The organism is Pseudomonas sp. NPDC087598 (assembly GCF_044743525.1).
Classification (GTDB): domain Bacteria; phylum Pseudomonadota; class Gammaproteobacteria; order Pseudomonadales; family Pseudomonadaceae; genus Aquipseudomonas.
Map to the genome: position 1 here is coordinate 33,791 of NZ_JBIUWQ010000054.1, position 10,475 is coordinate 44,265.

The window sequence follows — 10,475 nt, forward strand, 5'->3', positions numbered from 1 at the left end:
GCGCGGGATGGTCGGTTCCGTGCTCATGCAGCGGATGCTGGAAGAGCAGGATTTCGATCTAATCGAGCCGGTGTTTTTCACCACTTCCCTTGTCGGTGGCCAAGGCCCGTCCGTTGGCAAGGAGTTTGCTCCGCTCAAGGATGCTTACAGCATTGATGAGCTGAAGACCCTCGACGTGATTCTGACCTGCCAGGGCGGCGACTACACCAGCGAAGTATTCCCGAAACTGCGCGAGGCCGGCTGGCAGGGTTACTGGATCGACGCGGCTTCCAGCCTGCGCATGAACGATGACGCGGTGATCATTCTTGATCCGGTCAACCGCAAGGTCATCGACCAGCAGCTGGATGCGGGCACCAAGAACTACATCGGCGGCAACTGCACCGTCAGCCTGATGCTGATGGGTCTGGGCGGCTTGTTCGAGGCCGGTCTGGTGGAATGGATGAGCGCCATGACTTATCAGGCGGCTTCCGGTGCCGGCGCGCAGAACATGCGTGAACTGATCAAGCAGATGGGCGCGACCCACGCCGCTGTTGCCGATCAACTGGCCGATCCGGCCAGCGCGATCCTCGACATCGACCGTCGTGTGGCCGAAGCCATGCGCAGCGACGCGTACCCGACCGAAAACTTCGGCGTACCGCTGGCCGGCAGCCTGATCCCGTGGATCGACAAGGAACTGCCGAACGGCCAGAGCCGCGAAGAGTGGAAGGCCCAGGCCGAGACCAACAAAATTCTCGGTCGTTTCAAGAGCCCGATCCCGGTCGACGGTATCTGCGTGCGCATCGGCGCCATGCGCTGCCACAGCCAGGCGCTGACCATCAAGCTGAACAAAGACGTGCCGATCGCCGATATCGAAGGGCTGATCAGTCAGCACAACCCTTGGGTCAAACTGGTGCCAAACCAGCGCGAGATCAGCATGCAGGAGCTGAGCCCGACCAAGGTCACCGGCACCCTGAACGTGCCAGTCGGCCGGCTGCGCAAGCTGAACATGGGTTCGCAGTTCGTCGGTGCCTTCACCGTCGGCGACCAACTGCTGTGGGGCGCGGCCGAACCGCTGCGTCGCATGCTGCGGATCTTGCTGGAGCGTTGATCGCTTGATGCAATGAAAGAACCCGTGCCTTGTGAGAGGTGCGGGTTTTTTTATGCCTGGTGTTTCTCAGGTGCCTGTACCGGCCTCATCGCTGGCAAGCCAGCTCCCACAGTGATCGGTGTTTTCCACAGATTTTATGCACACCACAAAACCTGTGGGAGCTGGCTTGCCAGCGATGAGGCCAGTAGCTGCGGCACAAATCCCCGGCAGAAATTGCCTGTGCGCCAGTCACCCGGTAAAGTGCCGCTCCCCCCGTTTCGCCAGAGGCTCGCTCCATGACCCAGACCCTAGATATTGCCGTGATCGGCGCCACCGGTACTGTCGGCGAAACCCTCGTACAGATTCTCGAAGAGCGCGACTTTCCGGTCGGCAACCTGCACCTGTTGGCCAGCAGTGAGTCCGCCGGCAGTTCGGTGCTGTTTCGCAACAAAAACGTGCGCGTGCGTGAAGTCGACGAGTTCGATTTCAGCAAGGTCAAACTGGTGTTCTTCGCTGCCGGCCCGGCCATCACCCTGAGCTACGCCGCTCGCGCGCAAGCGGCCGGTTGCTCGCTGATCGATCTTTCCGGTGCCTTGCCGGCCGATCAGGCACCGCAAGTGGTGCCGGAAGCCAACGCCGCTGTCCTTGCCGGTTTGACAGCGCCATTTCAGGTCAGCAGCCCAAGCCCGTCGGCCGCCACGCTCGCCGTGGTGCTGGCGCCGTTGCTCGATCTGATCGACCTGCAATACGTCAACATCACCGCCAATCTGGCTGTTTCCGCCCAGGGCCGCGAGGCCGTCACCGAGCTGGCGCGCCAGACCGCCGAGCTGCTGAATATGCGCCCGCTGGAGCCGACATTCTTTGATCGGCAGATGGCATTCAACCTGCTGGCCCAGGTCGGCACGCCTGACGCGCAGGGTCACACGCTGCTGGAAAAACGCCTGGTGCGCGAGCTGCGCCAAGTGCTGACGTTGCCTTTATTAAAGATTTCCGCAACTTGCGTTCAAGCCCCGGTGTTTTTTGGCGATAGCTTTAGCGTGACCTTGCAGTCAGCGAAGGCTGTGGACCTGGAAAAGGTCAACGCCGCGCTCGAAGCTGCACCGGGCATCGAGCTGGTCGAAGCAGGCGATTATCCGACCGCAGTCGGTGACGCGGTAGGGCAGGATGTTGTCTATGTCGGTCGCGTGCGCAGCGGTGTCGACGACCCGGCGGAACTTAATCTGTGGCTGACGTCAGATAACGTACGCAAAGGTGCAGCCCTTAACGCTGTGCAGGTGGCTGAATTGTTGATAAAAGACCTGCTGTAAAAGATACTTGGCAACAATTTGTCGACTGATTCTAGGTGAGCGCTATGCTTGCCCGCAGCACTCGATAACGTTTCACCCTCCGGGACTTTCCGGGGCATCAAAGAAATGATCGCGCGCGACATCTGTCGTCGTCGCGCGCAATGCCTTACGGCAGCGGTATTCAACATCTTCTCGCTGGCCGAGGAACGTTCAAACAAAGGATGAGGCTATGGTTCAAGTTCGCAAACTGGTGTTAGCAATAGCGGCCGCCTCGGCGCTGTCCTCCGGTATGGCGCATGCCCTCGGGCTCGGGGAGCTGACCCTGAAGTCGACCCTGAACCAGCCGCTGGTGGCTGAAATCGAGCTGCTCGACGTCAAGGATCTCACCGCTGCCGAAGTGGTGCCGAGCCTGGCTTCCCCTGAAGATTTCGCCAAGGCCGGCGTTGATCGCCAGGCCTTCCTCAATGACCTGACGTTCACCCCGGTGCTCAACGCCAGCGGCAAAAGCGTGCTGCGCGTAACGTCGAGCAAGCCGCTGTCGGAACCGATGGTGAAATTCCTTGTGCAGGTGATGTGGCCGAACGGCCGTCTGCTGCGCGATTACAGCGTGCTGCTGGACCCGTCGAAGTTCTCGCCGCAGACCGCTGATGCCGCCGCGCAACCGGCGCCGTCGCAGACTATTGCCGCGCCGACCACTGGCGCCACTCACCCGACTCAATACACCACAACGCCGCGCGATACTTTGTGGGAAATCGCCGCGAAGGCGCGCACCGGCGGTTCGGTGCAGCAGACCATGCTGGCGATTCAGGCGCTGAATCCCGATGCGTTTATCGGCGGCAACATCAACCGGCTGAAAACCGGTCAGGTGCTGCGTCTGCCGGACTCGGTGCAAAGCACCGCGCTGCCACAAACCAAGGCCATCGCTGAAGTTGCGGCACAGAACGAAGCCTGGCGTCAGGGTCGTCGTTACGTGACCAAGCCTGGCACCGGTCAACAGCAGCTCGACGCGACCAAGCGCGGTCGCGCCAACACCGGCGCCGCGCAGAACACCAGCGACAATCTGAGCCTGGTCTCCGCCGAAAGCGCCAAGGCGCGCGGCAAAGGCCCGGCGGGCGACGCCAAGGCGTTGAGCAACAAATTGGCAGTGACTCAGGAAAGCCTCGACACGACCCGTCGTGACAACGAGGAACTGAAAAGCCGCATGAGCGATCTGCAAAGTCAGCTGGACAAGCTGCAGAAACTGATCGAGCTGAAGAACAATCAGCTGGCGAAGATGCAGGCCGAAGGTACGGGCGCCGCGCCTGCGACGAATGGCGCTGTTGCGCCGGTTCCGGCGATCACCGCTGAACTGGCCGCGACACCGCCAGCAACGCCGGCCGAAGCGGCCCCGACATCGCCGACGCCAGAATCCGCCATTGCACCACCGGTCGAGACGCCTGCGGAAACGCCGGTGGTCGAGCCTAAACCTGTGGTCGATGACGAGAAGACCTTCAACGAGCTGCTGACCAATCCGATCCTGCTGGGTCTGATCGGTGGTGGTGCCGTGGTTCTGTTGCTCTTGCTGTTGCTGCTGGCCCGTCGCCGCAAAGCCCAGCAGGAAGCCGAGAAACACCTGCGCATGGCTCGCGCCTTGTCTGAAGAGCAAGAGTTCTCCGCCGAACAGGATCTGCCGGAAAGCAGCTTCGAAGGTCTGGAAACCCCGGCCGCCAGCGTCAAACTCAATACACCGGCTCCTGCGCCAGTAGCTGCTCCAACGCCAGCTCCGATCGTCGCTCCAGTGGTCATGGCTGAACCGATTGCCGCGCCACTGGTAGCCCCGGCTGGCGAGCGTTCGGATGACGTGCTGGACAAGGCCCAGTCGCACATCAACGCCGGTCGCCTGAATCAGGCTGCTGCGCTGCTGGAAGAGGGCGTCAGTCTTGAGCCGCAGCGTAGCGATCTGCGCCTGAAACTGATGGAAGTCTACGGTCAGCAAGGCGATCGCGATGCGTTCGTCGGTCAAGAGCGCCAACTGGTTGCCAATGGCGATAACTTCGCCAAGGTCGAAGAGCTGAAAAGCCGCTTCCCGGCCATGGCTGTGGTGGCTGCTGCCGGTTTGGCTGCCGCCGCTGTCGCTGCCGAGCTGGACGCACAGTACGTCAAGGATTTGCTGCTGGATGAGCCGGAAGTACCGGCTGCGGAACCGGCTCCGGTTGCAGATGATCTGGATAGCGCGTTCGACCTGAGTCTGGACGATCTCGACAACATCACCCCGGTCACCCCTGAGCCAGTCGTCGAGCCGGAAGCACCGGTCGAGCTGGACGAATTCCCGTTGGACGATGACCTGAGCTTCGAGTCGGTGCTGCAACAGCAGACTGAAATCAAAGAGAATCTGGACGATCTGTCGGATTTCGACCTGGATCTGGACCTCGGTGCCGAGCCAGCCCCAGCGGTTGATCTGGCGGACGATGACTTCCTGCTGGATCTGGACGAGGGCGTGAAGGATCTGCCGCCGGTCGAGCCGCCGGTCGTTGCTGACGTGCCACAGGATGATCTGGAGCTGCCGGCTGATTTCGACTTGTCGCTGGCTGACGAAATGGACAGCAATCCTGCGGCTGAACCTGATGCCTTCGCTTCTGAGCTGGATGACGTCAACGCTGAGCTGGATCGTCTGTCGCAAAGCATTGCCGAGCCGACCTTCACCGAAGCCGATGCGGCAATCGGTGATGATCTGGGCGAAGACGATTTCGATTTCCTTGCCGGTACCGATGAAGTCGCCACTAAACTTGATCTGGCTCAGGCCTTTATCGACATGGGCGACAACGATGGCGCTAGCGAAATCCTCAACGAAGTGTTGACCGAGGGTGACGAGAAACAGCGTGATGAAGCCAAGGAAATGCTTAAGAACCTGGCTTGATTCAGCGCTAAACAAAAAAACGGCAGCCATTGAGGCTGCCGTTTTTGTTTGTGCCGGATTCTGTTTGCCTGTGCTATCGCCATCGCTGGCAAGCCAGCTCCCACAGTTTTGGCGGCGCACACAATTCCTGTGGGAGCTGGCTTGCCAGCGATGGGGCCGGATCAGCCTATAGAGAACTCTCTGGTATCCACTGTCCACGGCTCTATAATGCCCACCTTTGCAAAAAACAGCAGGCTGTCCCACCTTGGCAAACATAGATAACCCGGTCGCCGAAATGGCGCCCGACGGCTTTTACCGCGTCGCGCTTGGCGTTGAATACAAAGGCTCGCGCTACAGCGGCTGGCAGCGGCAGTTGACCGGCGTCGCCACGGTGCAGGAAGAGCTCGAGAAAGCCTTGTCGAAAGTCGCCAACTCGCCGGTTTCGCTGCAATGCGCCGGGCGTACCGATGCCGGTGTGCATGCCTGCGGGCAAGTGGTGCATTTCGATACAACGGTTGATCGTTCGCTGAAAGCCTGGGTCATGGGCGCCAACATCAATTTGCCCCACGACATCAGCGTCAGTTGGGCGCGAGTGATGCCGGCGCATTTCCATGCGCGGTTCAAAGCCATCGCCCGGCGTTATCGCTACGTGATCTACAACGATCAGATCCGTCCGGCGCATCTCAACGAAGAAATCACCTGGAACCACCGCCCGCTGGATGTCGAGCGCATGGCCGAGGCCGCGCAGTATCTGATCGGCACCCATGATTTCAGCGCATTCCGTGCCGGTCAGTGCCAGGCCAAGTCACCGATCAAGAAGATGCACCACCTGCGCGTGACCCGCCACGGCAAGATGATCGTGCTCGACATTCGCGCCAACGCGTTTCTGCATCACATGGTGCGCAACATCGCCGGCGTGCTGATGACCATCGGTGCCGGCGAACGGCCGGTCGAGTGGATGAAAGAAGTGCTGGAAAGCCGCGAGCGCCGCTCCGGTGGTGTGACAGCGCATCCTTATGGGTTGTATCTGGTGCAGGTCGAGTATCACGACGAATTCCCGTTGCCCGAGCGTTTTATCGGGCCACATTTCCTTACGGGTTTCTCCGAACTTGACGGCTGACGCCCTCGAACGCTTTTGTTACCATCCGGGACTTTCTCGGATTTTGCCTTGGGATTTTTATCGACATGTCAGCCGTTCGCAGCAAGATTTGCGGGATTACCCGCATAGAAGACGCACTGGCCGCAGTCGAGGCCGGGGCGGATGCGATCGGATTCGTGTTCTATGCCAAGAGTCCGCGTGCTGTAAACGTGCAGCAGGCGCGGGCGATCATCAAGGCGTTGCCGCCGTTTGTGACCACGGTGGGGTTATTCGTCAACGCCAGCCGCTGTGAGTTGGGCGAGATCCTCGATGCGGTGCCGCTGGATCTGTTGCAGTTTCACGGTGATGAGTCCGCAGAAGAGTGCGAAGGCTGGCATCGTCCGTACATCAAGGCGCTGCGAGTCAAGGCCGGCGATGACATCGCTGCTGCCGTCGATGCTTACCCAAGCGCCAGCGGCGTGCTGCTCGACACTTACGTCGAAGGCGTGCCCGGCGGAACCGGCGAGGCCTTCGACTGGTCATTGATTCCGCAGGTTTTGAGCAAACCATTGATTCTGGCGGGTGGTTTGACCCCGGAAAATGTCGCAGACGCCGTGGCCCGGGTGAAACCCTACGCCGTCGACGTCAGCGGTGGGGTAGAGGCGAGCAAAGGCATCAAGGATCACGCGAAGGTTCGGGCGTTCATCGACGCCGTACGCAAAGCTCCATATTGATGTGACGGCTGGCAGTCTGCCGCCGTCCATCAATGCACTTGCACAAAGCAGGCGTGGCTGAGGGTTTGTGAGCAGTACGCAGGTCATGTTTCGCGCTGACCGTGGCTGTTCACCCATCATCGCCACACACATGAATTTAGCTGAAGGGCATACGCGGGGCTGCGAACCAGAGCGTTCGGGCCGCCGGTACTGGAGAAAGAAAGCATGAGCAACTGGTTAGTAGACAAACTGATCCCTTCGATCATGCGTTCGGAGGTCAAGAAGAGCTCGGTGCCTGAAGGTCTGTGGCACAAATGCCCGTCCTGCGAGGCTGTGCTGTATCGTCCTGAGCTGGAAAAGACCCTGGATGTTTGCCCAAAGTGCAACCACCACATGCGCATCGGCGCACGTGCACGCATCGACATCTTCCTCGATGCCGAAGGTCGCAACGAACTGGGCGCCGATCTGGAGCCGGTTGACCGTCTGAAATTCCGCGACGGCAAGAAGTACAAGGATCGCCTGACCGCTGCCCAGAAGCAGACCGGCGAGAAAGACGCACTGATCTCCGTCAGCGGCACCCTGTTGGGCATGCCGGTGGTGGTTTCGGCGTTCGAATTCAGCTTCATGGGCGGTTCCATGGGCGCCATCGTCGGTGAGCGCTTCGTGCGCGCTGCCAACTACGCACTGGAAAACCGTTGCCCGATGATCTGCTTCGCCGCTTCCGGCGGTGCGCGCATGCAGGAAGCCCTGATCTCGCTGATGCAGATGGCCAAGACTTCGGCTGTGCTGGCGCGTCTGCGTGAAGAAGGCATTCCGTTCATCTCCGTGCTGACCGACCCGGTCTACGGTGGTGTTTCCGCCAGTCTGGCGATGCTCGGTGACGTGATCGTTGGTGAGCCGAAAGCCCTGATCGGCTTCGCCGGTCCGCGTGTGATTGAGCAAACCGTTCGTGAAAAACTGCCGGAAGGCTTCCAGCGCAGCGAGTTCCTGCTGGAGCACGGTGCGATCGACATGATCATCCATCGTCAGGAACTGCGTCCGCGCCTGGGTAACCTGCTGGCACAAATGACCGGCAAGCCGACGCCGAAATTCGTCGCTGCGCCGATCGAGCCGATCGTCGTTCCACCGGTGCCTGCCAACGTATGATCGAGCGCACCCTTGGCGAGTGGCTCGCCTACCTGGAACAGTTGCATCCGTCCGCCATCGACATGGGCCTGGAGCGTTCGCAACAGGTAGCGTCCCGTATGGGGCTGGGCCAGCCGGCGCCTCGGGTGATTACGGTCACTGGCACCAACGGCAAAGGTTCGACCTGCGCGTTCGTGGCTTCGTTGCTGCGCGCGCAGGGCCTGAGCGTTGGTGTCTACAATTCTCCGCACCTGCTGCGTTACAACGAGCGGGTGCAGCTCAATGGCGTCGAAGCCACTGATGCACAGCTGTGCGAAGCCTTTGCTGCCGTCGAGATCGGGCGTGGCGAAACTTCCCTGACGTACTTCGAAATGGGCACCCTGGCGGCGTTCTGGCTGTTTCAACAGGCCGGGCTTGACGCTGTGGTGCTGGAAGTCGGCCTGGGCGGGCGTCTGGACACGGTCAACGTGGTCGATGCCGATATCGCATTGGTCACCAGCATTGGCGTCGATCACGCCGATTATCTGGGTGATACCCGTGAATCCGTGGCTTTCGAGAAAGCCGGGATTTTCCGCCAGGGCAAACCTGCCTTGTGTGGCGACCTCAATCCTCCGCAACCGTTGCTCGACAAGGCCCACGAACTGGCATGCCCGTTCTTTCTGCGCGGACGCGATTTCGATCTCGGTATAACCGATCGGCATTGGCAGTGGCGCGGTACCGACGCGCAGGGTCAGGTTGTCGAGCTGCACGATTTGCCGCTGCTCGATCTGCCGATGGAAAACGCCGCGCTGGCGTTGCAGGCGTATCTGCTGCTTGGTTTGCCGTGGGATGCGCAGCAGATTATTGCGGCTCTGCAGGCGACCCGCGTGGTTGGCCGTCTGGATCGCCGTGCGTTCGAATGGAATGGCAAGCGCCTGAACCTGCTGCTGGATGTCGGTCATAACCCGCACGCGGCGGAGTATCTGGCCCGCCGTTTGGCCTCGCGACCGCCGATCGGCAAGCGTCTGGCAGTGTTCGGTCTGCTGGCGGACAAGGATCTGGATGGTGTTGTCGGCGAATTGAATGCTAGTGTCGAGCACTGGGCTGTAGCGCCGCTGGATTCGCCGCGCGCTCGTCCGGTTGCAGAATTAGACGCCGCATTGCAGAACCTTGGCGCATCGGTCACGTCTTACGACAGTGTTGCCGCCGCGCTGGAAGGGCAGTGTGCAGTTGCAACCAGTGACGACGAGATTCTGTTGTTCGGATCATTTTATTGTGTCGCCGAGGCCCTTGAATGGCTGGCCCGGCGCTCCACGGAGGAAGCGGCAAATGGCTTTGCTGGATAAAGCGTACAAGCAGCGCATGGTCGGTGCCCTGGTGCTGGTGGCGCTGGCGGTGATCTTCCTGCCAATGCTGTTTTCCCGTCAGGATGAGCAGCGTCAGGTGACTGTCGATGCGCCCGCCGCGCCGCAAGCGCCTGTCGTGCCGCAAGTGCAAATGGAAACCGTGGCCGTGCCTGAGCCGCAAACCTTGCCGCAAGAACCAGTGCCGACGGATGAAGACGTCGCAGAAGACACGGCTCCTGTTGCCCCGGTTGCGCCGGCGCCAACTGCTCCTATCGCTATCGCCAAGCCTGCAACGCCGCCTGCGGTGGCCAAGCCGATCCCTGCGCCTGCCCAGCCGATCGCCGCTGCATCGAGTAAGCCTGACACCACGCAAAGTCGTGTTGATGCCAACGGTCTGTCGGTCAGTTGGTCGGTGCAACTGGCCAGCCTGTCGAGTCGCGCCAACGCCGAAAGCCTGCAGAAAACCCTGCGCAGCCAAGGTTATAACGCCTATATCCGTTCTGCCGATGGCAAGAATCGGGTGTTCGTCGGTCCGCTGATCGAGCGAGCCGAAGCCGATCGTCTGCGTGATCTGTTGGGCCGTCAGCAGAACCTCAAGGGTTTTGTCGTACGCTTCCAGCCTGAGCGCGGCTAAAAACTATCACTTCGATTGAAATGCACTGAAAATCGCAGCTTACCGATAGCCATGCGCTCTGCTAAAATGCGCCGCCTTATCCGTCTGTAGGCTGCACTGTGCCATTTACCTGGGTTGACTGGGCGATCGTTGCAATCATCGCCATCTCCGCTTTGATCAGTTTGAGCCGCGGCTTCGTCAAGGAAGCATTATCGCTGGTGACCTGGATCATCGCAGGAGTCGTCGCCTGGATGTTCGGTGGCTCACTGTCCGAGTACCTCGCCGGATACATCGAAACCCCATCGGCTCGCGTGATCGCGGGCTGTGCCATCATGTTTGTCGCCACACTGATCGTGGGCGCAATGATCAATTATCTTATCGGCGAGTTGGTTCG

At 60.5% G+C, this 10,475-nt stretch carries 9 protein-coding genes; all 9 read left to right on the forward strand.

What is annotated here, in order from left to right; genetic code table 11:
• Window positions 1-1,087, forward strand: a 1,087-nt coding sequence (gene asd / locus ACIOWE_RS23740) for an aspartate-semialdehyde dehydrogenase (protein ID WP_401396531.1), incomplete at its 5' end; no start/stop codon positions are given.
• 275 nt (window positions 1,088-1,362) lie between these two features.
• Window positions 1,363-2,373, forward strand: a complete 1,011-nt coding sequence (locus ACIOWE_RS23745; protein ID WP_401396534.1) for an aspartate-semialdehyde dehydrogenase — start codon at window positions 1,363-1,365, stop codon at window positions 2,371-2,373.
• 208 nt (window positions 2,374-2,581) lie between these two features.
• Window positions 2,582-5,248 (forward strand): FimV/HubP family polar landmark protein, encoded by a 2,667-nt coding sequence (locus tag ACIOWE_RS23750; RefSeq protein ID WP_401396537.1) that lies wholly within the window; start codon window positions 2,582-2,584, stop codon window positions 5,246-5,248.
• A 274-nt stretch (window positions 5,249-5,522) separates the two neighbouring features.
• Window positions 5,523-6,347: a tRNA pseudouridine(38-40) synthase TruA gene (gene truA / locus ACIOWE_RS23755; protein WP_034152768.1), complete on the forward strand. Its 825-nt coding sequence runs from the start codon at window positions 5,523-5,525 to the stop codon at window positions 6,345-6,347.
• A gap of 65 nt (window positions 6,348-6,412) precedes the next feature.
• On the forward strand, window positions 6,413-7,039 hold the full coding sequence (locus ACIOWE_RS23760; protein ID WP_401396540.1) for a phosphoribosylanthranilate isomerase: 627 nt from the start codon (window positions 6,413-6,415) through the stop codon (window positions 7,037-7,039).
• A 204-nt stretch (window positions 7,040-7,243) separates the two neighbouring features.
• A complete protein-coding gene (accD, locus tag ACIOWE_RS23765; RefSeq protein ID WP_103304867.1) occupies window positions 7,244-8,164 on the forward strand; it encodes an acetyl-CoA carboxylase, carboxyltransferase subunit beta in 921 nt (306 codons plus the stop codon).
• Window positions 8,161-9,468, forward strand: coding sequence for a bifunctional tetrahydrofolate synthase/dihydrofolate synthase (folC, locus tag ACIOWE_RS23770; protein ID WP_401396542.1), 1,308 nt, complete (start codon window positions 8,161-8,163; stop codon window positions 9,466-9,468). Before accD ends, folC begins: the two co-directional genes overlap by 4 nt.
• Complete coding sequence (locus tag ACIOWE_RS23775) at window positions 9,452-10,102, forward strand: SPOR domain-containing protein (protein WP_401396545.1); 651 nt, start codon at window positions 9,452-9,454, stop codon at window positions 10,100-10,102. Before folC ends, ACIOWE_RS23775 begins: the two co-directional genes overlap by 17 nt.
• A gap of 98 nt (window positions 10,103-10,200) precedes the next feature.
• Window positions 10,201-10,475 (forward strand): CvpA family protein (locus ACIOWE_RS23780; protein ID WP_401396548.1); only part of this gene is annotated, 275 nt, incomplete at its 3' end.